This window comes from Bartonella sp. MR90HLJMH, from assembly GCF_042194115.1.
Classification (GTDB): domain Bacteria; phylum Pseudomonadota; class Alphaproteobacteria; order Rhizobiales; family Rhizobiaceae; genus Bartonella; species Bartonella grahamii.
In genome coordinates this window covers 163,546-188,234 of record NZ_JBHIMM010000002.1, presented here as the reverse complement: position 1 = coordinate 188,234, position 24,689 = coordinate 163,546, and the positions used below count along the sequence as shown (strand labels likewise).

The following is a 24,689-nucleotide window of genomic DNA, read 5'->3' as shown; positions in this document are numbered from 1 at the left end:
CAACCCTCATGAAGCAGCATCCAAACTGTAGAGGATGCACTCCAGCCCTCAAAAGAGTGCATCCTTCCCCTCAACGGATGCCGCCCACCCTCATGAAGCAGCATCCAAACTGTAGAGGATGCACTCCAGCCCTCAAAAGAGTGCATCCTTCCCCTCAACGGATGCCGCCCACCCTCATGAAGCAGCATCCAAACTGTAGAGGATGCACTCCAAGCCCTCAAAAGAGTGCACCATTCCCCTCAGGGGTTTTACTCAACTTTCATCGCATCTCATTCTTATGAACCCTCATTTTTATGAATCTTTGCTAAAAAGCACAAAAAAGAAGTTTGCTAGCAACTATTGTATCACCCATCTTATGGGATTCCACTTCCCTACAGAGCTTTCAAACTTTTTTACACCCTCATAAAATAGAATCTGAAAGAATTCTTTAAGGCAATTAAGGGTAAATTTTGTCAAAATATAGACAAACTTTATTCTTTTTTATGACTGTTGTATTTTTACTATAGTTATTTAAATCGAATTTATGTATGATCCATATCGATATTTATTTATAGAAATAAATATAGGAGAAAAAACTATGAATATCAGATATTTTTTCATAGCGGGGGCAATTACAAGCGGTTTAGCTCTCGCGATTCAAAAATCTGATCGTATAGTCAATAAAGAACCCTCTCCTATTGTTGCACCTTATACTATTGAAAAAACAAATTTACAGTTTGTTAAACAAGTAAGGGACACATCGGATACATTGAATATACTAAGAGTAAATAATAGAAGCGCATCAGAACAAGCATCAATAAACGATATATACGAAAAAGGAAAAAGTTTATTGAATGCAATAGCTGGTTTTTTAGGATCAATTATTATATATTTTATACAATTGGTTTCCGCTAGAGTATAAGAGACAAAAATTTCTTAAAATAAGGTTATATACATTTTGTGTATATTGTAAAATTTAAATAAAAAGGCCCTTTTAAAATGGGGCCTTTTTTAGTTTAATTTTTCCGATGTTTTTATTTTTATTGGCTAAATATCACCGCCTTCAAAAATGACATTTTTTACTTGTCCCACATCTCAAATAATGAGGGCTCTCCCCCTAAGCTCCCCTTCTCATACCACTTTAGTCAATGGACCTTCCCTCATAGCGTTTTAGTTAATAGACCTTCCCCTTATACCGCTTGAATAAGCGATCATTTATAAGCATTTTCTAACAAAAAAAAGGACCGTCTTGAAGAAGATAGCAGAATTTATAATCGATTTTTCTCCCCTATTCTTGAGGATCAAGCCATTTTCAGTCTATTTTTTTAAAATCTTGGCTATTATTCTTGATTTTTCGAGCACTTTATTTTGCTCTGGTGTGAAAAGTATGAAAGCGCCTCAATCATGGCGCTTTTCTTCTTTCAAATAAAAGTGCTTTTCTTCAACAGAAGAGTAAACTAATCAATTTTTATATCCATAAATGCAGGTTCACCATCTTTAATATAAATAATATCAGGAGAATATTTTACCCCTTCTACTTCAAGCACGAGCTGTTCATCACTCACCCCTTCAAATCCTTGTTCCCTTAATTCTTGTTTTTTCTCCTCGACTATTTTTTTATGAAAAGCGCGTTTTTGATTACACGTATTAGGGGATCTCACTCTGAAAAGCTGATAGTTCATAGCTATAGACCACTTCTCAGCAACCCGTTCCAGAAGATCGTAACTGAACTTTCCTTCCCTTTTCACTTCTTGAGCAATCACCATCGCACGTTCCAAATGAACTTTTTCAATGGTTTCATCAAAGCCAAGCTTTTCCCCTGCCGTAAAACTTTCGTCATAAGAAGCTAAAGTCTCAACATCACCCAGCAAGGCAAGAGCTGCAAGATGCAGCAAAGCATAAGGTGCGAACTCTACTTCATCATCCGGTGCCCAAGATAAAGAGTCTTTTTCCCAAGGGGGAAGACTATATTGAGAGCGAAACATTCCATGCAAAGAATCATCTTCCATTGTCCATTCTAAAGTTTTATCGAGTGCTTTCTTTAAAAGCTGGGCGCTCACTTTTTCTTCAAAAATTTCCAATCCATTGGATACAAAATTCATAAATACTGTTGGCAAAACCCCAGAATTATGAGGATTAATCGTCTGACAAGCCGCAGCGAAAATACCGCTCATAATTAAAAGTCCGCGATCAAAGGGCGAAAATTCCTCCACTCGTTTCTCGTTATAGAGAAACTGCACTTCACGATCTGGTAAAAAGAGAGTTGCCAAATGATCTCCTTTTCCCTCGATTTCCACCGACCATCCCAAGCTTTTTAAAAGCCCTGTTGCACTTTCTATCGTGAGAATTTCATCATCATCATAATCGGCAGAGAACTCTTTTTCCTTTAGTTGCAAACGCCTCTCCTGCACCACGGCTTCATCTTTCCAAAACTGCTGCGTTGCAAGATCATTTTCTTTAAGCACTCTTTCCAGCTCGCCTTTCACTTGGAAATTCATTTTCATCCGTTTGAAGACAGAGGTATAAAGAGCTAAAACAAGCATGATAATGATCATGCAAATAACAATAAATACCCAGAACTCGGGATCCAAGACACGTACCGCTATAGGATCACTGTTCATTTTTCCCTCTCAGTCTTTACAAAGCCCGTGCGACAGAGAGCTTATGTGCTCTCCTACAGAGATTGCTTCTTCTAGTTTCTGAATATTTTTGTACAAGTCACCCGTCACTTTAGTGCGAAGCCGTAACATAACCGGAATAAAAATAATGACACAGACCGTTATGACGAGCGTTGTTTTAAAGAGAACGGCATGCACAACATATTGCCACCCTGTCAGCTGCCAATTTAATACATCTGGTATTTCTAGAACCATTCTCCAGATGATAATGATAACAGCAATAGCAAAGATAATTTTATAATCCTTTGCTGAAAGCAACGCTTGCTGGAGCGAAAAAGAATGCGCTCTTTTATGCGTTTCTTGCTCTGATGCCCAATTTTGCTCCTTCATGTATTCCCCTCTCACTCTTTGAAAAGACCCGTGCGACAGAGAGCTTATTTGCTATCACACAGAGATTGCCTCTTCTCGTTTCTAGATCTTTTTTTCCAATTTACGCATTATGATGATGCAAAACCCAAATATCACTGGAATTAAGAAAAGTACACAGACCATTATGGTTTGCGTCATAATAAAAATAATAATATTCGTGGTACCACACTACCCCCTTACCTTCCTCACACCTCAAACAGTGAAGATTTTCAAACCGCGCCAATCTGTAACCGATAGTCACAATTCAGCTTTTTTTCAAACAAATTCCCCTATTTTCAAGAAAATGACCCTGCATCCCCACTTCAATAGGATTCATTTCAAAGCTTGAATGAACAAGGCACCTAAAAATACGAAAACACCCCATATACCGCGATCACCTGCTAGAAAAACCGTTCCCTTCCTCACATTTCAAACGATGAAGTAAGTCCCAAACGCTCACTCTAGGCTCTAAACCCCACGGCTCTCATTCCCTTTAATCAACAATGGTCCATAATCGGCTTTTCTTCCCCTCAATGCCATCCTCAGCACTGCTCCTTAGAGCAATGTTTACGGACAACCCATGAAAGAGCACCAAAACATATCAGAGGCAAAATGGTATAGAGAGCAATCCCTATAAAGGCTGAATCTCTCATAATTTCTTCATTATTTTTTCCCTCTCATGACTTCTCAAGCGCTGTATCCTGTTCTTGCAAGACGTTTTTCAGTTCTTTTCTTAAACAGCGATACGTTCTCACCTGCTTAAAGACACCATAATAAAGTTCCAAAATCATCACGGGAATAAAAGCAACCCAAAATGTCACGAATATAAGCACGAGACCAAATATCCCGACAAGAATATTGTCCATTTTCCACCTCACTTTTTCTTTATATCGATCCTTTTGATCGGTTATTTTACCCCGTTGCTGGTTTATTTCTTTCAATTTTCGAGTATTTTTTACCAACAAACACCACAATATGATGCAGAGTATCAACATAACTGGGAACAAGACCCAAACACACACTGTAATAACTTGCCAAAACGCACACAGAGAGAGAAAAAGGGGTGTATCCTGCCACCCTGTCAAGTTCTCTTTGCTACCTAAGGATGAGAGAAAGACAATCCTGTTGCACAACTCAATAATGAGGGAGAGGAAACAAATGACAACATACTCTCGCTCAGAAAAAACACTTTTTTCGAAAAAATGGCGCAGTCCATTATAAAATGCTGAATTTTTCCCCTTCATTGCTCTTCCTTTTTTTTATGAAAAACGCATTTTTTTATCTCATGCTCGCTCTTTTAAGAAGCACTAAAAGTGCGATGCATGGCACTTCCCTTATTTTCAACAAAAAAACCCGACTTTCTAAAAGCGCTATTGCTCTTCCAAATGATGAAGAGCATCCTCCTCATTACAAACGAAAATAGGCTAGCCTCTTTGCCCGATGATTCTTCAACCATTCATCCCCTATTCTTGTGTCACGAGCTTCCAAACATTGCCTCTTCCCCTCACGATAGTTACGCAAGCGCCTTGTCGCGCTCTTTTCTTACGCGTTTTAATTCCCGTTTTACTCTACGATACGTTCTCACGCGCTTGAAAACAAAATAATAAAATTCCAAAATGATCATGACAACACCCGCAGGAAAAAAGACTTCCAGCAGAAATATCAACCAAAGGTATGCGATAAAAAAACTGCTTATTTTTTCTCTATCCTTTTTTACTGGATTATTTTGTTGATCGGTTGTGTGACCCCGTTGCTGGATAGCCTCTTCTAACTGCTGAATCTTTTTTTTCAACAAATACGTTAAGATGAGATAAAGCACCAATAAAACAGGCATCAAGGCAACAACACACACCATGATAACTTCACGCAGCACAAAGAGCGCCAAAAGAGCGCTATCCTGCGATACACTCAACGACCACTCGGATTCTAATGGGATCAAAAGAGCTTTATGACCTATCCCAATAAGGATAGAAATAAGACAAATGATAATATGGTCTTTATAAGAACGAAATGATTTTCCAAAAACAACAGAGCACAGTTTGTTATAAAATGTGGAATTTTCCCCCTTCATTTGCTCTTCCTTTTTATACAACTGTTTGTCCTTGACTTTTATAAGGACACGAACAATCTCTCATATAAGGACACGAACAATCTCTCAAGTAAAATTCCGTCCATTGTCGTCAAACAGAACACCTCCAGAGAACACTCGTATTGCATATTTATGTTGCCAATACTTCAATTTTGCCAATTCACGTGCTTGTTTTAAAGAAGCATCTCTCAACACTTCCAAACCAACGCGCGTCCACCCCATTTCATGAACAGCACCCATGAAGGAAATAACAATAGCGCCCTCATGAATATATCCCCTTACGATAAAATCTATCACCACCATTGTTTCAATAAAAAGTGTAATCCGGCGCCATTCACATACGCCCGCCCGCTGCTGCCTCTACGATAGCCTTACCCTAAGGGGGCTTCCCCCCTACGACAAAGCCTGCCCTGCTCCTACAACAGCCATATCTAGCTTCTACGATAGCCCTTATAACTTGATAAAAATAGAAGCATTTTTATTCTTTTCTCAATTGTTTTCCGCCCCCCACTTAAGATATGAAAAAAGGAACTTCCATTGATACGCAAATGATCGCGCAATAAAAGCATTTGAAATAAGAAAATCTTACAACTCTCTTATTCCAATCAAAAAGGATCAATGATCATTATAAATCAAAATATGGCGATATCTTCCTTTTTTCATTGGGAATCTTGCAAGCCAATAGCTAAGAATATATTCATAAAAAACGCTTTTAAAACAATAAGACAGCCGCTACTTTTGAGATCAAGTGTTTTAATATTAATGAAAGCACTAACATTCTCTTCAAGTTTGAGGTGTTGTTTTGTCAACAATCTTGTTAGCATGGACTGATTCTATAACTATGCGGTATCATCACAACTGCTCTTTATAAACAGCATAATGATACGCGTCATTTCACTCACAATTCTTTTTAAGCCTTGCGTTATAGGCTTTTCTGGAAAAGATAAAGGAGAATCCTATTGAATATAGCAATTATTTTGGGGTCTGTGCGTCAACCTTCATTAACAAGAACTTTAGCCAGTTATTTAGCAGATTGCCTCATGAAGCGGGGTGCATCACTTCATTGGGTTGATTTGCGTGAACAGCCCTTACCGATGACAGATCCAGATTATCATCAGCAGGTTGAGGCTAATCCAAGTGCTGCGGTTCGCCAGTTTGTAAAAACCATTGCAGAGGCTGATGGCGTTATTCTAGCAAGCCCCGTTTATCAAGGGTCTTATTCGGGTGTTTTAAAGAATGCTCTTGATAATTTAGCTTATAATGCCTTTTTAAATAAACCTGTTGGGCTTATCTCTCATGGGAGTACCGCCCAAAAATGCGCACAACCGTGTGAGCATTTATTGCCGGTGGTGAGCACGCTTTATGGTTATGCACTCCAATGTCAAATCGCCTCTTCCCCCGAAGATTTTTCCTCAGATGATGACGGTCGTACTTGGAAAGTTATCAGTGAAGAAATACAAACACGTTGTGAAAGGCTTGCTGATGAAATGTGCACATTTTTAAAGCACCGTGGTGTGATTTAAAGCAAAAAGGGAGGGGGGATGAAAAAAAAGGGTGCGCACTATCGTTATTTAGTGGTAGGGGGCACAGGGATGCTTGCCCCTTTGTGTCAATCACTCGAGCCGCAAGAAGTGATTATTGCTGCACGCTTTTTTTCTCATAAAGTCCAGCTTGAGGCATTGCACAACAAACAGTTGTGCGTGCCGTTGGATTATGATTGTGCGACATCAAAGGCACAATTTTTAGAAGCTGTGAAGCAATGGCATGATCTAAAATATTGCATATTATGGATTCATTCGCCTGCCCATGCATTTTCTTGCGCATTAATTGAGCAGTTAGCTCTTTTGCCTACACCACCATGTATTCTTCATATTTTTGGTTCCAACACTCATGATCAAATGGTCATCGAGTGCGCGCGCAAAAACAAGGTTGATTTCATCCCCATTCAATTAGGACAAAAAACAACCCCAAAAGGTTCACGATGGCTGACTCATCAGGAGATAAGCCAACAGATACTGGAAGCCATAAAAAATCATATGAATAAACAAAACTTATGATCAATACCTATGCTTTGCAAAGAAGCCGTGCCCCTTCAATCTCTATCCATACCCGAACATCCTCTTGAGTCCCCCCATACTCTTTACATCATAGGCTTTGCGAACGAACAATCCCCCTCCCTGCGCCTCTCAAACAGCATCCTTATATCAACAGCCCCAAAACCAAACGTTTTTACCCTTCTCACACGGGCTTATCCCCCTCTGACAGTTTATGATCTTCACACGGGCTTATTCCCTTCTCACGGGACTTAGACAGCATAATCTTATGGGGCGTTATGTTATAAGGCGTCATGGCATAAAACTTAAAACAGCAAATTGTGTTTAGAATTTTTTGTCTATTTTAAAGCTGACCTTTCTCCCCACACCTCAAAGAACAACGATTTCTACGGGACGTAAGGTTCCCACGAAAAACTTCTCTTTCAACAGTCCAAATTTTAGCAGGTTCGACTTGACTTCCCGCTCATAGTCTTCCCGTAATACTCATACTCGACAAGCTTTTTTAAAGAAATTTCAACGCGCTCCTTAAAACAACACTTAAACGTACCAAGAAAGCTTATATCAAAACAGAATTTTATGACGTCATGGGATGATATATTATAACAAACACCATATCAGAACCGAATGAAAATTAGACACCCTTACAGCCAGCATACAAAAAGCACCCTCAATGCTAAGCATAATAAAAAAGTATCGCAATAAACCGAAAAAAAACCGATAAGAAAACACAATTAGCACGCACACCTGCTTTAAATTCATTTTTACGACAGCAAATAAGAAAACGTAAAATAAAAAACCGTCAACTTTCAAGCCATTAAACTCAAAAAACAAGTGGTGGATTGAGCTAAATTTAAAGCCTTATAAATAAAACCCACTGATCATATACAAGATATACCAAAGATACGAAAACCTTCTCTCAAATTTAACGCATTTCACAATCCAACCTTTACGCCTTCATTGCCCCCCTCTTCTCCTCAACCGCCCCACAACCCTCACGGCCCTTAACCAACCACACATCCTAGACTTTACAGTTCCACGTTTTTACGATTTTGCAAATTCACAGAAAACAAGCAAACCTCCGATAAACAACCCCATTGAAGCCTATTACAAGCCTATTAATTGGCATCAGCCCTTTTCAAACAGAGATCAGCGTAAAATGAGAAAAATAATCCATGCCCTCCTCCCAAGCCGTGAAGCAATGGGATGATCTAAAACTCATACCTCCCCCCATGACATGAGCACTACATGCGCTTTTTCAGCGCTGCATTTAATTGCCGCGTAACCTTGTAATACGATATCAAATGCTTTATAAAAGAAATATACAGTGCCACAATGGGTATTGTTAAGAAAAAATCAAAAACACCCCCCAGCAGAATGATCAAAACCACCGTCCAAGCTGCCGCCATTTCGTAATGCATTTTATCCCCTTCTCTTTATAAATTGATTTGTGTGGTATAAATTGATTTATTGGGTTGCTTCAATCACTTCTTCCAATTGCTGAATTTTCTTTTTCAACCGAGAAGTTAAAATTTCACGAAGGATCACAATAACAGGGATCGTTGCAAAAATAGATACCGATAAAAAAACCAGAAAAACAAGAGAATGGCAATATATTCAAATCTGCTTTCATCTATCTCAGCAGCTATAGCTATCCCTTTACAGTAAATCACATAGACATAAGCTTTGAAAAACATAATGATGAAAGAGAGGCATGCGTGGAGGATATAATCTTTGCGTGAAAAAGCGAGCCATTTTTTTAACGAATGGGAACTTATCTGTGTTTCTAGTTCTAAGTTTTGCTGCACTCTCTCTTTCTCTTTTCCGCTTTTTTCAAAGAAACCAAAACACTGTGGATGTTCTTTCATCAAACGTCTTTGTTTTTTCACTCTGTAATAGAGCCTCAAACGCTTTATTAAAGAATAATAAGGCACCACAATAATCATATTCACAAAAATGGCAAAAACTGTAACTGCATTTAGAAGAAAACATCCAACCAGCAGAAACAAAATAAAAACCGCAGCTTCACCCCTCATGTGTACAGCCTCATTGATTAATCTCTTGCTGCTTTGTTTTTTCTTTTAGTTTTTTCTTTATTTTTTCCAATCTGCGCTCTTTAAAACGATCAACCCCCCAAAGGATCGGAAGAGGAGTGAGAAGACAAAACCAAATCAACACCGGTAAGAGAAAAATAAGATAACCAATTCCTTCCCATTTTATCCATTGCAACGGCTGTACCAGAGATTTTGCACCAGCAGGAACTTCTAAAGCCATCATGATAAGACATGTGCAAAACATAGTGAAAAAGCAGCGCCCTATTATTTCACAACTCCCCACCCCTTTACGCCTTTCCACTGAAGACACCGTAAATTTTTTGAATAAAAAGAAAGACACTTCAAATGTTGCTTTTTTCTCCTGCATTGTTCCCCTCTGCTTTTACACTTCGCGTGTTTTACGCATTATTTTTAGGTTTAAGCTCTTTTTAATTTATCTAAACTCTTTATTTTTCTCAATAAATTTTTTCATCAATCCTAATTTCTACATCCATATATTCTAACTCCCCATCCTTTATGTAAAGAATATCGGGACGATAGTTTTTTCCATCAACCTTACAAATCGCGTCCTTTTCGTAAACGAAATATCCCTGTTGTCTTAATTCTTCTCTTTTTTCCTCGATCAATTTTTCATAAGAATCTCTTCTTCTATTGCACAAACTGGGATCTGTAGCTCTAAAATATTCATAGCTCTCCACCTCCATGGAAAAATCCTTTGCCGCATGTTTAAGTAAATCGTAACTGGATTGCTTTGTTTTTTCTACCGCCTTAGCGATTATCATCGCGCGTTCCAGATGCTCCTCTTCGATGCTTGTTTCAAAGCCCAGTCTCTCACCTTCCAGAAAGCTTTTGTGATAAGCGTGTAAGGTTTCAACATCGCCCATCAAAGCCAGAGCTGCAAGATAGCGCAGCGAATAAGGAGTCAATTGAGGAACTACAATTTTGTTTTCCCAAGGAAGGATGCGATATTGAGAGTGAAGCATCTTGCCAAGATCAACCTCAGTCATTGCCTTTTCTAAAGCTTTCTCGAGTGCACGACGTAAACGCTTGGCGCTTACCTTTTCTTCAAAAATTTCCAACCCCTTCACATCAAAACTCAAGTCAAGAGCAATCAAGCCTCCAGAATTATAAGGGTCTATCGTTTGGCAAGCCGCCGCATGGATACCAGAGCCCACCACAATTGCACGATCAAATTGCGGATACCCCTTCTCAGCATTATAAAGAAACTGCACTTCACGATCTGGTAAATAATAGGTGGCCAAATGATCTCCTTTTCCTTCAATTTCCACCCTCCATCCCAAACTCTTTAAAAGCGCCGTTGCACTTTCCATCGTTAAGATTTCCTCATCAGAAAGAGAAAACTCTTTGAACTCTTTTACCTCAGATAACGGCTTAATCATCGGCATTTCCCCACTGGACGGCTCAAAAGCGACAGGTTGTTTAAGCACGCGTCTTAATTCTTTTGTCACTTGGCAATACAGTCTCACCCGCTTGAAAGTAGAATAATACAATGCCCAAATAAACATCATGACCACAGCAGAAAGCAGCATGAAAAGCGTCAAGCCCGCACCCCACGAGAGTACAACAATAATATCTATCATTTTAATATCTATCATTTTCCCCACCCCTTATTCACTTTTTTGTCGATACGTAGCAGCTACCCGCTTCCAGATTGTTTGCTCCAACTTATCGATCTTTTTTTTCAACAAACGCGTAAAGATGATACGGACCACAAAGGCAACAGGAATGAGCACAAAAGTTAAATCTAATATAAACTCCCCAATAGAAAAGAGAGCTGCTATGACATTCCCTTTCCACTCACGCCACATTAGTACGAAGAGAACCATTCTCAAAGTTACCACAATGAAAGCAATACAAAAGATGACTTTATAATTTTTGCTTGTCAAAAACGCTTCTTCAAGCGAAAAAGACCGTGGTTCTTCATCCAATGGTGCATTTTTTCCATTGCCCCTCATTTTTTATCCCTCATTTGTCTCAATTTTCAAGTCATTTTCATGAACCGAAGCTTTCGTCCTCACAATGAATTCAATTCATCAATATCAAGCGCTTGTATCCTTCATCTTTTATGAAAACAATATCAGGGTTGCATTTTTTCCATCAACCTCAAACATCGCACGAATAGAAGTGCTCCTACAACGCATGAGAATATATAAAGGCCAGTATTCATTTTCTGCCCTCCCTTCATGCACTGTTTTGTTGAGAAGCGGTTTTTCTTCGCTGCCAAATTGCTTGATCCAACTTATCGATCTTTTTTTTCAACAAACGCGTAAAAATGATACGGACCACAAAGGCAACAGGAATAAACACAAAAAGAAGCACTGATATAAAAACCAATATTAATGTTAAAATGAACAGGATATAATTCCACCACTCTGTCAAATCCCACTCAAAAAATATAAAGAGTGCCACTTTAAAAGCGCTAATAATGAAAGCAATGCAAAAGATGATTTTATAATTTTTGCTTGTCAAAAACGCTTCTTCAAGCGAAAACGACCGTGGTTCTTCATCCAATGATGCATTTTTTCCATTGCCCCTCATTTTTTATTCCTCATTTGTCTCAATTTTTAAGCCATTTTCATGAACCGAAGCTTTCGTCCTCACAATGAATTCAATTCATCAATATCAAGCGCTTGTATCCCTCATCTTTTATAAAGACAATATCAGGGTTGCATTTTTTTCCATCACCTTCAAACATCATGTTTTCATCACTCACAGTGTACCCCCTATTGTCTTAAGGCTTCTCTTTTCTCGTCGATTAAATTTTCATAAAAATATCTTCTTCTATTGCACAAATTTAGGTCTATGGCTCTAAAATTCTAATCACTGCTCTTTTTATTTCCAAGAGATAAGCTTCTTTTCAAAGAAGAAGCAAACTAGTGCAAGAAAATCGTAACGAAGTTGCTTTGTCTTTATGACGATTTGAACCACCAAAAAAGCCGGCCCAAATAGATTTTTTCGATATTTTTTTTCAAAGCCCAAACTTTCACCTTCCATAAAGCTTTTATGAGAAAGCTGCCAAATGTTAACATCAGCCCTCAATACCAAAACTCCAAGGGTGCACAGCAAAGAGGAAGTCCCTTGAGAGATATCATTATTTCCTTTTTCCAAGGCGATGCCCCCATTTTGAAAGCCAAGCACACTGCCAAGATCAACAGCTCCCATCGCCCTTATCTAAAGCTTCCTCAAGCACACGGTGTAATCACTGGGCGCTTACCTTTTCCTCAAAAATTTTCAATCCCTTTGCCTTAAAATCCACCCCTTTGCTTCAAAGTCCAGTTATAAATCTGGCAAAGCCCCAAAATAATAAGGATTAATTATTTGGCAAGCTGCAGCATGTATACCAGCACCTCCCACAATTCCATAATCAAATTGCACAAAACCTTTTTCATCCAGAAAGAGAAACTGCCCCTCGCAGTCTCGTAAATAAATAAGTGTCCCCCTTTTCTTTCAATTTCTCTCCTCCAACCCAAGCTCTTTAAAAGCACTGTTGCACTTTCCATGGGGAAAAACGTCTTAATTAAAAACTTGAGCTTTTGGCGCGCCTTCTTTATGCGCCTTGCCTCTTCAGTTTCTCGAAAATGGATTTTTCTGCCCCAAACACCAGAATATCTTTTGCTTTAAGTATAGATTTTTCGCTCTCAATATCGCTTGGTAAAACACATTTTTATGCTTGATAAAAAAGAAAATAAATTACAAGATTTTCTCTCTTTAAGAGAACAGAAACAGCAAGTGAAACCCAAGAGCAGCCCCTCTTCACTTCCCCCTCAGCACTCAAGCAAAAGCACCAACTCAAGCAAGAGCCTCAATTTTTCTCAAAAACACGACACAAATATAAAAAAGCATAAAACGAGAAGTGTCCCCCATGCACCTTAATGAACAAATCAAAAGCAAGGCTTATGGCAACAAAAGCCTCTCTTCACTTTTTCCCTCGTTCACTTTTCCCTCATTCACATCGTATAGGATGACTGGAACTTTTTTCTGCTCAACCTCTTCTTCCAATTGCCGCACCATTTTCTTCAACTGACGGGTTACAATAAAAAGCATAATAAAAACAATCGGTAAGAATAAAAAAGCGCAGGCAAGCATCCATACCAGTGGCTTGAATACGACAAAAGAAATAAAGCCCTTTCCCCTCCATAGTTTAACGATAGCAGTTATAACTATTGGAGCTATCACTATGACCGTAGAAATATAGAATATTTTTTTATAGTCTTGCCAAACAAGAGAAAGCTGTTTTTTATCAAACATTCTACTGCTTTTTTATTTTTGAGAGATCTGTTTTAAGGCAATATCGCGTTCATTCAGCACGCATTTCAGTTCCTTTTTCACGCGGCAATACAACCGCGCACGCTTGATAAACAGGTAATAAACGGCAAAGAGCGGCCCCCATATTAAAACATTTAAAAGCGTAAAACACAGGAAAGAAATGGCTATTAATGTTATAAGACTACTCGTCATTTTGTCCCCCTACCACATTCTGCATACGGATTGCCTGATCGCGTTGTTTTATCGCTTCTTCCAATTGCTGAAGCGTTTTGTTCAATTTTCTCGTTAATTTTATGCACATCATCCCAATGATCGGAAAAAAGAGAAAAATCCCTAACCATATAAGGCTCAACAGCTGCATGATAAAGGCAACACTATCATTTTTCCACCATACAAAATTTGCGATAGAGAAAGAAGATTGCAAAACAGAAAAGAGAATAAGGATAAAAAAGATTATTTTACATTCTTTTGAAGAAAAGGGCAGAGATTCTTTGAAGTTAAGAAAGCGCATTTTCGCATCAAGTGTCTCAAGCGCGAGATTGTGTCTTTTCATTTCTCCCCAATCATTGCGCAATTGTTGTATGGCTTGTTTTTGTTGCGTCGTACTCTTTTTCAAGTCTTGAGCGAGTTTAAAAGATAACCTGATATATTTGATCAACAGGTAAGGAAGCCTGACCATAACCATAACCATTAAAATGGCAATGATAATGAACCCTAAAAAAGCCAAATGTTGTAGTATTATAATGCTCACTTTTTTCCCCTATCGCATTGATGTGAAATCATCATTTTTATTCTCTGCTCAAACAAATGTTTCTAATCTCTTTACTGTTTTTTTCACGCCATAATGAAGGAAACTATGGAGAATTAAAATGACAGGTAAAGAAACAACAATACATGTCCAGACCCAAAACAGCAGTCGCATGACAAAATCAATAATGTGAAGCACTATCATAGGCACGTAATTGTGCAAAAAAACCGCAGATTTTGGAAGAAAAGCTGAAAAAACGACAACACCTGTGCAAAGTGCAACCATAACGAAGGCGATAGAAAAGATCATAAAATAATCTTTTTTTGAGAGAAGCAAAGATTCTTGAAAAGAAAAGGCACTGAACTTTGTTGCAAGAACTGTATTCTGTCCCCTACCCTCTGCCTGATAATGCCTCAAATTCTGCGCTGCACCCTTTTTTAATTTTCGCTGCATCACCAATAACAAGATTGTCCGTTTTATCAACGAATAATAAAGTGCAACGATTGTCACCACGGTAGAAAGGAATACCATAAAAATTGCAGAACAAATAAAAATTGCCGTCCCTACGGCAATCAACATTCCAATGATTAAAGAAGCGGTCACTTTTCCCCCTATTGTCTTCTGTTAAGAGATTGGTTGTTTAGCTGTTGCTGCTCTGGCAATGTTTCCCATTGTAGCATCATTTCCTTCACATCCCGTTTAAATACGGCGTTAAAGACAAAAAAGAGCGGAAACAACCCAAAAAGAACGGCAAAAATCATTTGCGGTAAGAGACATAAAAAAGCCCAAACACTATTCCACCCCGCATCAAGAACATGCTGAATTATAGGATTTTGGAATGGGTGTTTAAGACTTTCCTGAAAACTTTCTTGTTTCATTTTTCCCAGTGCTTGGAGCTGTTCCTTGGATATAACGTGAAAAAATTCCAAAGGGCTCATATAGACAGTCGCGGAAAAAAGCACCAACAAGAGGATAGCCAAACAACAAATGATGATATAATCGCCTGTTGAAAGCATCATCCATTTTTTGAAAGTTGCCGATTGATCCAACACTGGCTGCGATACAAAAGCCTTATCTCCCTTATGGGCAGATTGGTGTTGTGATTTATCTTCGATCATACGGATACTCCCCCCACTTCTAAAATTCCCACTCTTCAATATTTGATAGCACGCCACCAAGGCGGTGAATTCGCTTAGCACTCTTCTCAGAGTAAAGCAAGCACTATAATACCCTCTAAATATTTTATTCACTTAGTCCCTATACGCGCTTATACATGACGCGCTTACAAGCCAAAATTCCCCTTTTCCTCCCTTTATCGATCACATACCCCTAAAAGACACCGTTTTACAAAAATCCAACAAATATTTAATCTAAAAAACATCCCATGTGGAAAACTGACATACCCACCATAAACGACAGTGTTTTCACCGCTTAAATGAAGCCGAGTATATATGAAACAAAGGATGATGATATTCCTTGCTCGCCTCAAAGAATAAAGATTTTAAAACCCACCTCAGTTTGTAAACAATCCCATTGCTCTTAAGTGCACTCTACCTGCTGAGCACTTTATGGGCTCCACTTGCATAAAGCGCTCTACGGACAACTTCCTTCCTTAACAAAAGTCCTTCCTTAACATTGGCACCTAATTTTTAACACTTAATGCGTCAAATGTTGTAATGCCTCATAAGCCTTCCCATCCCCTCCTCAAATGACAGTATTTTATGGCATAACAAGATAAAAAACATTTTCACAAGCGCTTTGTATCTTGATAATCAACACATCCCAAATGCTGTAAGATTCTCTCATTTCAAATCTGTCCCCTGTTGAATCAATCAAAATTATTTGCTTGTACGTAAAAAGTGGAGGAGCCATACGGAGTGAAATTGTACAATGAAAATGCCTCTTATAAACCGTCTCAAATGCCAAGAGCTTGTAAATACATATTGGGATTGGCAAAGTATGCGATGATACCAGCTTACGCTTTTATGAAGCCTAAAAATGATGATATTCAATAAAGTTATATTATCATGAAAGCTTTACCATGATACCCTTCTTAAGCCACCGTCGTGAAATGGGCTCGAGCACATGTAAGAGATGTCTCTTAAAAACAAGCGCGTGAATATGCCGCAATAAGTATATTCCGTTTGAGGCATTGTGTATGACGTAAGAGATGTGCCCCCAGAATATGATAAACAAGAACGCGATAAACAAAAGCGTGAAGCAATAAGCACGCCCCACAGACCAAACCAAACAACCGATTATCTAAAATGCGCCTACAGCAGCTTTGAAATTTTTCAATTCTCATTTTAAAATTTCTTGATTAAAAAAGTCCCTATTTTAAAATTAAAAAAGAAATGTCTTACACCTCATAGCCCCCACCTTTATAAAAGCATCTCTTAATAAACGCCTCTTTTATCAAGTTACCTGCCGCTTATAAAGCTTCTTTGAATATTGCATCCCGTCATTTAATCATTTTAAGTGACCACCTCCCTTTTTTATGATGAAATCCATTAAAACAACAAAAACAAAAAATATCCTCCATAAACGATAACTCTAAATCGCTTGACCTTCCACAGTTTATTTTGTTATTTTGAACTGATGAACCATATTTTACTTGAAAAGATAAGGATCTTATGCTATTATAAGGACATTGAAAAGTTTGTTTTTTTAAGCTCTGTGCCGCTCAAAAAAAAGATAAAATCCTCTATAAAGGATAAAGATATGTTTCACAGCTTAATCTACATCAGACATCTTGGTACAGCGCCCAATAAGAAAACCCAATATGCCTCCCAAAAACAAAGCTCAACGCATGATAAAAATCCACGAATAATAAAAACAATGACTTTTCAAAGGTGAAACTGAAAAGTTTCCACAAAGCGCTCATGAGAAAGAAGGCAATAATCCTATTAGAAAAGACTTCCTATTAGAAAGACGACGCCATACCCATAAAACATCATTCTTGTTTTTTTATTCACATGTGACAAAAGTTTCTTTTCAACTGTTCCAGAGCAGTTGAGAAATCTTTAGAAAGCAAATAAGCCACTATCCATGAAAAAATAAGCATGATAGGGGCGAGAAATAAGACTGATAGGGGTAAGATAAAAATGGCAAGAAACACCTTAAAGATGATTTTTTCGCCCCACCCCGTTGCTGTTCTTTGTGCTGAAAGACGCCTTTAGTATCCGTTTCTCCTTTGATCTGCAACGGCTCATATTCCCCCAGTATTTGCCCACCCAGTATTTGCTCCCCCCCCCAGTATTTGCTCAAAGTGCTTTTTACATCACTGTCCCCCATCAACAGACAGTTTATTTTTCATTTAAATGGTTAAGTTCATGAAAATACGTAAAAAACGCGGTAGACCGAGAATAACAGGCGAACTCAGAGAGCCCAATGGCCGTATTTCACGTGCCCAAAGCCCCAGCGAATCTGCGCTTCAATCTGCGATTGAAATGCGTGCAAAACACTTTGGTTTAAGCCTCGAAGAAGCGAAAAATCCGCTTGTCGGGACCTATATTGGGCGTCTTTGTTTGCTTGGCTATAAAGGGGATTCATCAGGCATCAGTAAAGAGCAATATGATACGGCGCAACGATACTTGCAAATCAGAAACGACTATTTATGTGCAAAAGGCTTACCAAATGGCTATTACGATGGTTTTACGCACAGCGCATCAGATGAGACAACAAAAAAGCAATGGGTTCAAAGAGCGACGAAACACTATGAAGATATGCAAGAAGCGATTAAAGAAGCACAATATTTGCATCGTCAACACAACTTTCATGCAGCATTACAATATCTTGTTATAGAAGATCAACCGCTGCCTACTCTTGTTGGTTCGTTGCGTATTATTCTTGATGCCCTTTATAAACATCTTGACTATTCTAGCAAAAAGAGCATTGGCTAAAAACACCCATCGTTTCCTCTCCCTCACAGGATAAAGATTCCAAAACCCCCTTTGTAACATGCCTCTTTGTAACCAGCTCCGTTGTAAAGAGACAATCCTTCTTGGCAAATTACACTTGAAATCCACTGGACTTGCCTTTCATAGAAATTCATGGGATTGACGAGCTTAAAGCACGCAACAAACAAGCTTTAAAATATCCACCACGCCCTTTAAAAAACGCTTCAACCTGTCAAAGAGACTTATCACCATACCTCAACTATATATCTACCCATGCCTCAAAGGACAATAATTCACAGCATATTTCACGACATAGGCAAGATAAATATTGTCCCCTCTCCAAACGGCAACACTCTCCCCATCACCTCCCCTCCCCATCACCTCCCATTGTAACAAACAACCCTCATCATCCACTTTTCCCCCAATATCGCGATATCCCCTTAGCTCTTGAGACAATTCATTATAGTCATTGTGCGTCTTTTCTTGTACAATTCTATACGGCTTTCCTGATCTTATGACGAACAAGAGACATGGCTTTGACTGCAGCATAATCTGGATTTCTCATTCAAGATCAATAACGACTAAAACATCATTATAAATCAATAGCTCATCATTAAGACACCCCATTGATTTTTTTACAAAATTAAAAGCATCATCCCTTAAACGAAAGAAAAAGCCCCCACCAACAATCTCCTCCCTCATCAACAACTGTACCGGTAACCATCCACTCATCACGCCACCGCTAATATGACAGACAGCACAGCCCCAATCGCCAACACCTACCGCTTTACCCCCGCAACACCTGCCAACCACCGCCTTCCTAATTCCATTAATAAAATACCACGGATTTCAAAACCACAATTCTCTCCTCTCCCTTCATCTTGCCCCCTCCTTTCTCAAAGGAGAAAATGTTTTTTGCCGCATCAAAAACTTTCCCATTAAAACAACATATTTTGCTGCATAGCTAATGAATGAGCTTTTTTCTGTAGATTTTTTGCCACAATAAAAAAGGAAAAAATAATCGTTTTGCTGTTGACAGAATATGAAAAATCGTATTTAATGACAGGTGCGGTAACGGGTTTTTTGTGCCCAGATTTCATCATCAGATGTTTGAGTTATTATAGACTGTTATCAAACAGTGTGTTTCGCGACAATCTTCAGAAGCCTCCTGTTTGAAGGTATCTTTCGTCTTTCTCTGACTGTTTTTCTTCTGCATCATCCAATTTGCATCACCAACAGCCCTATAATTTTGAGATTTTCAAAACAAGCAGTATCCAATAAGGGCTCCCAATAAAACGCTCTAACAAAATACCCCAATAAAAATATCGATGCAATACATCTCAGAAATGATGAGCAATATACGAATAATAATATGAAAACGGCAACAATATGCTCTCATCGCCTCATCTTTCAAAATGCAAAGGCTCTCTTTCAAAACATTGTTTAGCCAAAATTGAAGAAAATAATGCCGTCCATTGATTATTAATATGGAGGCTAATATCATGAAGCCACAAGATTCTTCTCTCCCTCATTCCTCACAAACACTAGGAATGGCAAATGCATCATTAGACAATCTTGCTGCACATTCAGAACAACCCAGCAGCGAAAAAGAAAGAAATATCCCATTCAGTCATGAGGAATTAAAAAATATCATTGCCCGTTTAGAAGATGACATCTCAACTGGCCGTTGGTTCACAGCTGATTATGCAAGCATAGATCTTACACTGATGCCAGCCTTGGTAGAACAAGCAAATCGTAAATATCCTGAAATGCGTCTTCAATTGGTAGCATCATCTCACGACTTTGCCCTTGCACTAAAAGAAGCCATCGAAAACGGCATTCAATCTTCTAGATTTATCATTCACACAAAGGATAGAGGAATTCATTTTTCAGTGATTGATCATCAAACCATCGATGACAAAACGTCCGTGATATTTTTTGAACCTACAACACTTAACAATATGAGATCAGCGGTGCTAGCATTAAGGACACAACTGGCCATTAAAGCGCATGAATTGTCTAATTGTTCTTTTGCCATGGCAGAAATGGACATTCAACGTAGTTCCTCTGAATGTGGAATGTTCAGCTTAAGCCTCGCCAAAAAGCTTTATTCCGAAGCTCAAAAATTAGAACGACTGCACAAAGATAATATTAAGGGTGTGTTATGTGAACCAGATACGCCTTTATCTGCTGAAAAGTTAGATACATATCTTCCAACCACTTTTTATAAACACACACAAGGAAGAAGACGTCTTGAGGAATATCTAAAAGCCAATCCACAAGCAGCACATGAAGAAGTAAACAAAAAAGGCGAAACTCTAACCGAGAGATTTGAAAGAAGCTTAAGTTCAGCAGAAGGAAAAACTGTTTCTGTTTCACAACATAGAAAAAGAGCGACGGAATACAAATCTCTGATGATGTAATTGCGACTTTTTTCATATCCATAAAGAGTAAAGCTCTGTTGCTTGACAGTGAGGTATAGCTTGCTGTTAGCAAATCTTCTTTTCCGTTTGTAAGCAGTTAAAGATGTAAACAACAAGCAACGTGACCTCTTAAAGACAAAAGGCAAAACAGAACTGTTCTATCAAAATCAGTCAATTTTGAAATTGTATCAAAATTCCAAAGCTCTTCTTAACAATGATCCATATTTGAATAGACAGAAGGCTGAATGCATAGAATATTTTATGGTTTTAGATGTTAAATAAAAGCACCCGCCTCCTCCTGTAGCTTTTTTCTAAGAGTTGTCCGCTTTTATCTCAAGCGCCTCCACATCAGTACCACTTGCCAAAACAACCGCAAACAGCCGCTCTCTTATCCCTCACAATCAACACCATCCGTTCTCCCCATCTCTCCCCCCTCACAACCCCTGCCAAAACAACCGCAATCACCAACACCAATGCTAACATAAATCATTATGCACCCCCTCCCACCCCCTGCCGCGCCAACAGTGCCTTCTAAAAATTCCATTCACCAACATATATGTCACCCCTCCAACCTCACCTCTCATGCCACCGCTAACACAACCGTAATGCCGCCGTAATGCCATTGCGTACATCAACACAATCGCCAACCTCACCAACATCAATAAAACCGGCACCAATAAGACCCTATCAACAAACCAGCACCAAGTCTCAAAACCAACAACATCTCTCAACGGAAAACACCAGCCAAACCATTATCCCACTTGGCCAACTATTATCCCATCCCTTAAGATGCTACAACTAACCTTTTGATTTCATTGAAGTTTAACGTCTCTTCTGTTTTTGAAGAGTGAAAAATTTCATTTTTAATATGTCGACCAGCCTCACGTTAACGTGAGGCTTTATTTTATGGAGAAGCAAATGAGAAAAATATCATCAGCAGGGCTTGCACTCATTAAACAATGGGAAGGATTGCGTTTGAACGCCTATAAAGATGCCATCGGGGTATGGACAATTGGCTATGGACATACCAGCGCTGCTGGAAAACCGTTCGTTCACAAGGGCATGATCATTACTGAAAAACAAGCAGAAGAAGTTCTTTCTCAAGATTTAAGACAATTTGAAAATACCGTTGAAACAAATGTGACGGTTTCCTTAACGGATGAACAATTCGCCGCGCTCGTATCGTTTTGCTATAATATAGGAGCTTCGGCTTTTTGTAATTCGACCCTGCTCAAAAAACTCAATAACGGCGAATATGAAGCCGTCCCTGCTGAATTACAAAAGTGGACCAAAGCAGGAGGAAAACGTCTTCACGGTTTAGTGCACCGTCGTGCAGCCGAAGCAGGACTATGGGCAAAAGGTGCTTATGTTTCTCCTAACTACCAAACCGTAGAAACGCAAGCACCAATGGGATTTTTCAAAGCAGAAGCGCTTACACCGATTATTGGTTCTTTTTCTGGACTTGGAGGCTTATTGGCAGGCAATGGTCCCATCCAATGGGCATTGGCAACCATTATGGTTTTAGCCGCCTGTGCTGGCATCTTCTTTGTGGCAAAACGGTTTCGGGAGCAGCGCTTATAATGTGGTGGATGAAAAAAAATCTGATGATAACAGGAGCGGCTCTGACCGCTTTTTTTATCGCTTTAGCAAAAGTTTTCACTCTTGGAAAAAAGATTGAACAACAAAAGCAAATAGAAAAAACACTAAAGTCATCAACAACACGGCTAGAGGTGGAAAATGAAATTAATCAAAAAAGTGATCCTGATGTACGCGCTGCTCTTACTCACTGGTTGCGCGATAAAAACAATAAATGAACCTTTTTCTTGCGTTGGTTGGATGCCCATTTATTTAGACAAAAAAGATCTCAATATCATCAGCTCAAATCTCGCAAGAGATATTTTAAAGCATAACAAACAAGGGGAAGGCTTGTGTGGGTGGAAACATGGCTAGAAAAAAAACAGAAAAACAAACAGAGCTGACAGAACAGGAAAAAGAAATCCTACAAGAAATCATCACGACTTATAAAAGTGTAAAAATAATGTCACGCTATACGAAGTGGATTATATTCATCATTTTCTTATTAGCGCTTGATTTTTCACGTATCGTGGATGCATTGGCAAATATTTTTACACAAAAATCGAATATTCAGCTCTAAAATAAATAAAAAACATGAGACGTGTTAAATCTTTTTTTAAAAATATAAAAAGCCATTCGTTATTTTTTGAAAACACGGAGATTTTATTGATGATTTTTCACGTCTCATAGAAAATTTTTACACACTCTTCACCAACGCTTTCATGAAATGAATTTAGGGGCATGAAGAGAGATTTTTAACAAACGCGTAAGTCAACAACTTTGCTAACATAAGAAAATGATCATACCAACGCACATTTTTTTAATAACCTATTGATCCTCAAAAATATTGTATACTCTTCACAAATCCCATCGGGAAGATACCATCGCGAAAAAATTTAAAAATATTTAGAGATATTTTTTTAATAATTGCATAAGTAAACAACGCAAAAAGCATTAACTTGCCTAAAATCCCCTTTCTTTACACTTAAAAAAAGAGCAATCAGACACCACCCTACGCATTACCAATCCCCAATATTTATAAAAACCCCCGTTTATAAAAACTCTGTTTATAAAAAACTGACTATTTGAGAATATTCATGAGAGGCATTTTTATTTTCTTTAAGTATTTTACCCTAGCTCCCTCCACTTGTGAGGTATAAGAAAATGATTGAGATTGTTTCAACATAAGAGAGAATTGAAATGAAAAAATCCACCGCAATAAAAATCTCTTATTCAACATACAAAACAATGAATTATTATTATAAATAAAAGCGTTGCTCCATTAAAACCCATTAAAAAATGTGAAGCAACACATGATTATCGTTATTTGCAAGAATGCAATGCTCTTGAAAACCGTAAAACCACATCACATTGATTTATAACTATCATTAAGCACTCTTCAACTTGAATTAAAACCCTGTATATCGTGGGATTCTCTCATTTCCAAACCTGTTTCTTTTGAAACAATCCAAACCATGTCGCTTGCACATTACAGTGTATGGGTCAAAACTATACAAGCAAGGCATGCCTCACCGTCTCACGGACTAACGGCTTGTCATAACATTGAGAGCTGAAAACATGTATGATAACGTTCGCGTATTCTTTTATTAAGCGTAAAGATGATCGTGCCCTATAGTTTTATGCACTTCATGAGAACTTTGCCCTTATGCCATTCACGAGTCCATTGCGAAATCGGTGTGACGAGCGAGATGTCTCTTAAAAAACACGTCAATATGCAAAAATGTATATTTGGAGACAAATATATTTGCGGCTTTTCTGCTTTCCGTGAGGGATTTCACAAAAAAAGATACGCAAGCAACAAAAGTTTGAGGCATCATCTTCATTATTTAATAAGATATTACTATAAATACCTTTAAAAGTCGTAAAGCAAAAAGATGATGACAAGACGAGTGATTATATGCCTTTACATTCTTCCTCAATGAGGCTGTCTTTCTATTGCAGAGATTAACCAAACAGAGATATGCTTGTCCCAGTATACAAAAGCCCTTTAACAGAGCAAACCTTAAATTTTGTTTTCATACAAAATCTTAAACACCAGCATCTTATTCATAAAAAAACAAACAAGACCTAACATGCTCTGTCCAACTTTCTCTCTTCAACTTTCAATAGGCACGAACTCTTGCGTTGGTTCATAAAAACCATTTGCCCTTCTAGAGCGCAAACACGAAAGTACAAACACAAGATTTTTTAATGGTGCATACATAAACTTAAAATGAAAAAATAGAACTGTATAAGAAAGAAATGACTATAAATCAAAAAGTTGTATTTTTATCAATAAAATATTTTCAAAGAAAACCACGATCCCCGCACAATAAAAACATCCCATAAATACAAGAGAAAAAGTCATGAATAAAGAGAGAGATCTATTCACAATGGCGATACATCAACCAATGAAAAATAACAAAATGCTATAAGATCACTATCATAAAAGGAAGAACTGTACGAAAAGCGAAAAAGCATTTAAAAAAAACGGGCACAGAAAGCCCGTTTCTTTATTACTTCTATGGAATAAGAGCTTAGAAATCCATTCCGCCCAT

27 protein-coding genes are annotated in these 24,689 nt (G+C 38.3%); 10 read left to right on the top strand and 17 right to left on the bottom strand.

The window, feature by feature from the left end; genetic code table 11:
* Positions 1 to 577 precede the first annotated feature (577 nt).
* Positions 578 to 901 carry a hypothetical protein gene (locus ACFIJ9_RS02080; RefSeq protein WP_375635597.1) on the top strand — a complete coding sequence of 108 codons (324 nt, stop codon included), beginning with the start codon at positions 578 to 580 and terminating at the stop codon, positions 899 to 901.
* A 535-nt stretch (positions 902 to 1,436) separates the two neighbouring features.
* Here ACFIJ9_RS02080 and ACFIJ9_RS02075 read toward each other — a convergent pair.
* The 5 genes from ACFIJ9_RS02075 to ACFIJ9_RS02055 all read right to left on the bottom strand — a co-directional run bounded on the left by ACFIJ9_RS02075 (position 1,437) and on the right by ACFIJ9_RS02055 (position 5,391).
* A complete protein-coding gene (locus ACFIJ9_RS02075; protein WP_375635596.1) occupies positions 1,437 to 2,600 on the bottom strand; it encodes a DUF6990 domain-containing protein in 1,164 nt (387 codons plus the stop codon).
* A gap of 9 nt (positions 2,601 to 2,609) precedes the next feature.
* Positions 2,610 to 2,987 (bottom strand): hypothetical protein, encoded by a 378-nt coding sequence (locus tag ACFIJ9_RS02070; RefSeq protein ID WP_375635595.1) that lies wholly within the window; start codon positions 2,985 to 2,987, stop codon positions 2,610 to 2,612.
* Positions 2,988 to 3,682: 695 nt separating this feature from the next.
* Positions 3,683 to 3,967, bottom strand: a complete 285-nt coding sequence (locus ACFIJ9_RS02065) for a hypothetical protein (RefSeq protein ID WP_375635594.1) — start codon at positions 3,965 to 3,967, stop codon at positions 3,683 to 3,685.
* A gap of 551 nt (positions 3,968 to 4,518) precedes the next feature.
* Positions 4,519 to 5,076, bottom strand: coding sequence for a hypothetical protein (locus tag ACFIJ9_RS02060; RefSeq protein ID WP_375635593.1), 558 nt, complete (start codon positions 5,074 to 5,076; stop codon positions 4,519 to 4,521).
* Between the two features lie 84 nt (positions 5,077 to 5,160).
* Positions 5,161 to 5,391 carry a hypothetical protein gene (locus ACFIJ9_RS02055; RefSeq protein WP_375635592.1) on the bottom strand — a complete coding sequence of 77 codons (231 nt, stop codon included), beginning with the start codon at positions 5,389 to 5,391 and terminating at the stop codon, positions 5,161 to 5,163.
* A gap of 662 nt (positions 5,392 to 6,053) precedes the next feature.
* Between ACFIJ9_RS02055 and ACFIJ9_RS02050 the strand changes: the two genes are divergently transcribed.
* Positions 6,054 to 6,617: an NADPH-dependent FMN reductase gene (locus ACFIJ9_RS02050; RefSeq protein WP_375635591.1), complete on the top strand. Its 564-nt coding sequence runs from the start codon at positions 6,054 to 6,056 to the stop codon at positions 6,615 to 6,617.
* Between the two features lie 18 nt (positions 6,618 to 6,635).
* On the top strand, positions 6,636 to 7,151 hold the full coding sequence (locus ACFIJ9_RS02045) for a short-chain dehydrogenase (RefSeq protein WP_375635590.1): 516 nt from the start codon (positions 6,636 to 6,638) through the stop codon (positions 7,149 to 7,151).
* Positions 7,152 to 8,689: 1,538 nt separating this feature from the next.
* Here the strand turns inward: ACFIJ9_RS02045 and ACFIJ9_RS02040 are convergent.
* From ACFIJ9_RS02040 to ACFIJ9_RS01995, 10 genes are all read right to left on the bottom strand, one after another.
* Positions 8,690 to 9,097: a hypothetical protein gene (locus ACFIJ9_RS02040; RefSeq protein WP_375635589.1), complete on the bottom strand. Its 408-nt coding sequence runs from the start codon at positions 9,095 to 9,097 to the stop codon at positions 8,690 to 8,692.
* A 94-nt stretch (positions 9,098 to 9,191) separates the two neighbouring features.
* A complete protein-coding gene (locus tag ACFIJ9_RS02035; protein ID WP_375635588.1) occupies positions 9,192 to 9,566 on the bottom strand; it encodes a hypothetical protein in 375 nt (124 codons plus the stop codon).
* A gap of 88 nt (positions 9,567 to 9,654) precedes the next feature.
* Complete coding sequence (locus ACFIJ9_RS02030) at positions 9,655 to 10,815, bottom strand: DUF6990 domain-containing protein (protein WP_375635587.1); 1,161 nt, start codon at positions 10,813 to 10,815, stop codon at positions 9,655 to 9,657.
* Positions 10,816 to 10,827: 12 nt separating this feature from the next.
* Positions 10,828 to 11,175, bottom strand: coding sequence for a hypothetical protein (locus ACFIJ9_RS02025; protein ID WP_375635586.1), 348 nt, complete (start codon positions 11,173 to 11,175; stop codon positions 10,828 to 10,830).
* 226 nt (positions 11,176 to 11,401) lie between these two features.
* Positions 11,402 to 11,758, bottom strand: a complete 357-nt coding sequence (locus tag ACFIJ9_RS02020) for a hypothetical protein (RefSeq protein ID WP_375635585.1) — start codon at positions 11,756 to 11,758, stop codon at positions 11,402 to 11,404.
* Positions 11,759 to 12,052: 294 nt separating this feature from the next.
* Positions 12,053 to 12,382, bottom strand: a complete 330-nt coding sequence (locus ACFIJ9_RS02015) for a hypothetical protein (RefSeq protein WP_375635584.1) — start codon at positions 12,380 to 12,382, stop codon at positions 12,053 to 12,055.
* 732 nt (positions 12,383 to 13,114) lie between these two features.
* Positions 13,115 to 13,468, bottom strand: coding sequence for a hypothetical protein (locus ACFIJ9_RS02010; protein ID WP_375635583.1), 354 nt, complete (start codon positions 13,466 to 13,468; stop codon positions 13,115 to 13,117).
* Positions 13,469 to 13,667: 199 nt separating this feature from the next.
* Positions 13,668 to 14,237, bottom strand: a complete 570-nt coding sequence (locus ACFIJ9_RS02005) for a hypothetical protein (RefSeq protein ID WP_375635582.1) — start codon at positions 14,235 to 14,237, stop codon at positions 13,668 to 13,670.
* Between the two features lie 48 nt (positions 14,238 to 14,285).
* Positions 14,286 to 14,837, bottom strand: a complete 552-nt coding sequence (locus ACFIJ9_RS02000; protein WP_375635581.1) for a hypothetical protein — start codon at positions 14,835 to 14,837, stop codon at positions 14,286 to 14,288.
* Between the two features lie 8 nt (positions 14,838 to 14,845).
* Positions 14,846 to 15,352 carry a hypothetical protein gene (locus ACFIJ9_RS01995; protein WP_375635580.1) on the bottom strand — a complete coding sequence of 169 codons (507 nt, stop codon included), beginning with the start codon at positions 15,350 to 15,352 and terminating at the stop codon, positions 14,846 to 14,848.
* A gap of 759 nt (positions 15,353 to 16,111) precedes the next feature.
* Between ACFIJ9_RS01995 and ACFIJ9_RS01990 the strand changes: the two genes are divergently transcribed.
* Positions 16,112 to 16,249: a hypothetical protein gene (locus tag ACFIJ9_RS01990; protein ID WP_375635579.1), complete on the top strand. Its 138-nt coding sequence runs from the start codon at positions 16,112 to 16,114 to the stop codon at positions 16,247 to 16,249.
* A gap of 1,317 nt (positions 16,250 to 17,566) precedes the next feature.
* Entirely contained in the window at positions 17,567 to 18,136 is a 570-nt protein-coding gene (locus ACFIJ9_RS01985; protein WP_375635578.1) for a hypothetical protein, read from the top strand.
* A 264-nt stretch (positions 18,137 to 18,400) separates the two neighbouring features.
* On the opposite strand, the gene ACFIJ9_RS01980 is transcribed toward ACFIJ9_RS01985, so the two are convergent.
* Together ACFIJ9_RS01980 and ACFIJ9_RS01975 are read right to left on the bottom strand one after the other, a co-directional pair.
* Positions 18,401 to 18,682, bottom strand: coding sequence for a hypothetical protein (locus ACFIJ9_RS01980; protein WP_375635577.1), 282 nt, complete (start codon positions 18,680 to 18,682; stop codon positions 18,401 to 18,403).
* 12 nt (positions 18,683 to 18,694) lie between these two features.
* The gene (locus tag ACFIJ9_RS01975; RefSeq protein ID WP_375635576.1) at positions 18,695 to 18,946 is read right to left on the bottom strand and encodes a hypothetical protein; all 252 of its coding nucleotides are present in this window, start codon (positions 18,944 to 18,946) and stop codon (positions 18,695 to 18,697) included.
* A 689-nt stretch (positions 18,947 to 19,635) separates the two neighbouring features.
* On the opposite strand from ACFIJ9_RS01975, the gene ACFIJ9_RS01970 reads away from it, so the two are divergent.
* From ACFIJ9_RS01970 to ACFIJ9_RS01950, 5 genes are all read left to right on the top strand, one after another.
* A complete protein-coding gene (locus ACFIJ9_RS01970) occupies positions 19,636 to 20,556 on the top strand; it encodes a YopJ/AvrA family T3SS effector serine/threonine acetyltransferase (protein WP_375635575.1) in 921 nt (306 codons plus the stop codon).
* Between the two features lie 918 nt (positions 20,557 to 21,474).
* The gene (locus ACFIJ9_RS01965; protein WP_375635574.1) at positions 21,475 to 22,137 is read left to right on the top strand and encodes a lysozyme; all 663 of its coding nucleotides are present in this window, start codon (positions 21,475 to 21,477) and stop codon (positions 22,135 to 22,137) included.
* On the top strand, positions 22,134 to 22,370 hold the full coding sequence (locus tag ACFIJ9_RS01960; RefSeq protein ID WP_273788536.1) for a hypothetical protein: 237 nt from the start codon (positions 22,134 to 22,136) through the stop codon (positions 22,368 to 22,370). The genes ACFIJ9_RS01965 and ACFIJ9_RS01960 overlap by 4 nt, the downstream gene beginning before the upstream one ends.
* Positions 22,294 to 22,506: a hypothetical protein gene (locus tag ACFIJ9_RS01955; protein ID WP_273788509.1), complete on the top strand. Its 213-nt coding sequence runs from the start codon at positions 22,294 to 22,296 to the stop codon at positions 22,504 to 22,506. Before ACFIJ9_RS01960 ends, ACFIJ9_RS01955 begins: the two co-directional genes overlap by 77 nt.
* Complete coding sequence (locus tag ACFIJ9_RS01950; RefSeq protein WP_375635573.1) at positions 22,499 to 22,711, top strand: hypothetical protein; 213 nt, start codon at positions 22,499 to 22,501, stop codon at positions 22,709 to 22,711. The genes ACFIJ9_RS01955 and ACFIJ9_RS01950 overlap by 8 nt, the downstream gene beginning before the upstream one ends.
* The last annotated feature ends 1,978 nt before the right edge of the window (positions 22,712 to 24,689 follow it).

Bases quoted from the DNA above. Each gene is read 5' to 3' on its own strand.
- ACFIJ9_RS02010 (WP_375635583.1), bottom strand. From the start codon at position 13,468: ATGTTTGATAAAAAACAGCTTTCTCTTGTTTGGCAAGACTATAAAAAA.
- ACFIJ9_RS02030 (WP_375635587.1), bottom strand. From the start codon at position 10,815: ATGATAGATATTAAAATGATAGATATTATTGTTGTACTCTCGTGGGGT.
- ACFIJ9_RS01965 (WP_375635574.1), top strand. From the start codon at position 21,475: ATGAGAAAAATATCATCAGCAGGGCTTGCACTCATTAAACAATGGGAA.
- ACFIJ9_RS02035 (WP_375635588.1), bottom strand. From the start codon at position 9,566: ATGCAGGAGAAAAAAGCAACATTTGAAGTGTCTTTCTTTTTATTCAAA.
- ACFIJ9_RS01980 (WP_375635577.1), bottom strand. From the start codon at position 18,682: ATGCTGCAGTCAAAGCCATGTCTCTTGTTCGTCATAAGATCAGGAAAG.
- ACFIJ9_RS02060 (WP_375635593.1), bottom strand. From the start codon at position 5,076: ATGAAGGGGGAAAATTCCACATTTTATAACAAACTGTGCTCTGTTGTT.
- ACFIJ9_RS01970 (WP_375635575.1), top strand. From the start codon at position 19,636: ATGAAGCCACAAGATTCTTCTCTCCCTCATTCCTCACAAACACTAGGA.
- ACFIJ9_RS01985 (WP_375635578.1), top strand. From the start codon at position 17,567: ATGAAAATACGTAAAAAACGCGGTAGACCGAGAATAACAGGCGAACTC.
- ACFIJ9_RS02080 (WP_375635597.1), top strand. From the start codon at position 578: ATGAATATCAGATATTTTTTCATAGCGGGGGCAATTACAAGCGGTTTA.
- ACFIJ9_RS02025 (WP_375635586.1), bottom strand. From the start codon at position 11,175: ATGAGGGGCAATGGAAAAAATGCACCATTGGATGAAGAACCACGGTCT.
- ACFIJ9_RS02070 (WP_375635595.1), bottom strand. From the start codon at position 2,987: ATGAAGGAGCAAAATTGGGCATCAGAGCAAGAAACGCATAAAAGAGCG.
- ACFIJ9_RS01955 (WP_273788509.1), top strand. From the start codon at position 22,294: ATGAAATTAATCAAAAAAGTGATCCTGATGTACGCGCTGCTCTTACTC.
- ACFIJ9_RS02075 (WP_375635596.1), bottom strand. From the start codon at position 2,600: ATGAACAGTGATCCTATAGCGGTACGTGTCTTGGATCCCGAGTTCTGG.
- ACFIJ9_RS01995 (WP_375635580.1), bottom strand. From the start codon at position 15,352: ATGATCGAAGATAAATCACAACACCAATCTGCCCATAAGGGAGATAAG.
- ACFIJ9_RS02020 (WP_375635585.1), bottom strand. From the start codon at position 11,758: ATGAGGGGCAATGGAAAAAATGCATCATTGGATGAAGAACCACGGTCG.
- ACFIJ9_RS01950 (WP_375635573.1), top strand. From the start codon at position 22,499: ATGGCTAGAAAAAAAACAGAAAAACAAACAGAGCTGACAGAACAGGAA.
- ACFIJ9_RS02015 (WP_375635584.1), bottom strand. From the start codon at position 12,382: ATGGGAGCTGTTGATCTTGGCAGTGTGCTTGGCTTTCAAAATGGGGGC.
- ACFIJ9_RS02045 (WP_375635590.1), top strand. From the start codon at position 6,636: ATGAAAAAAAAGGGTGCGCACTATCGTTATTTAGTGGTAGGGGGCACA.